The sequence below is a fragment of the Empedobacter sp. UBA5528 genome (assembly GCF_002426075.1).
Classification (GTDB): Bacteria; Bacteroidota; Bacteroidia; order Flavobacteriales; family Weeksellaceae; genus Empedobacter; species Empedobacter falsenii_B.
In genome coordinates, this window is sequence record NZ_DINY01000027.1 from 93,845 (window position 1) to 94,337 (window position 493).

1 pseudogene is annotated in these 493 nt (G+C 25.6%); it reads left to right on the top strand.

From position 1 onward, the window contains the following. Positions 1 to 162: 162 nt before the first annotated feature. Positions 163 to 493: pseudogene (locus tag B4L98_RS06330) on the top strand (hypothetical protein); the annotation flags it as partial.

The following is a 493-nucleotide window of genomic DNA, read 5'->3' on the forward strand; positions in this document are numbered from 1 at the left end:
ACCAATTGAGCTATTCCCGCGTTGTGAGTGCAAATATAAGGTCATTAATATTACTTTTGCAAGTGTTTTTCGAATAAATTTTACAACTTTTTTCTAATAAATTAATTTTGAAATATTTGACTTGTTGATTTTTTTTGAGAAATTAGGGAATTGAATTATTTTATGGAGAAATTATTTATTTTTTGTGGTGTTTTTCTTCTTGTGATGAGTTGTAATTCTAAGAAAAAGTTTGAATCAGATAAATGGATTCCTTTTGAGGAAGGAGTTTACGGACAAAATTATCGTTATAAGATGTTGGATGATTTGGTTAATAATGTTTTAAAATTTGATTCATATAATTCAAATGGAACTTCAAAAAATGAGGTTTATAAATTGATTGGTAAGCCTGATGAAATTTTAGATAAAATGGAGGTTTATTTAATTCAAGAAAAAATTGGTAAAATTGATCAAAATGGAGAAATTAAACTTTATTTAACCCGTAGTGCATTTAGGT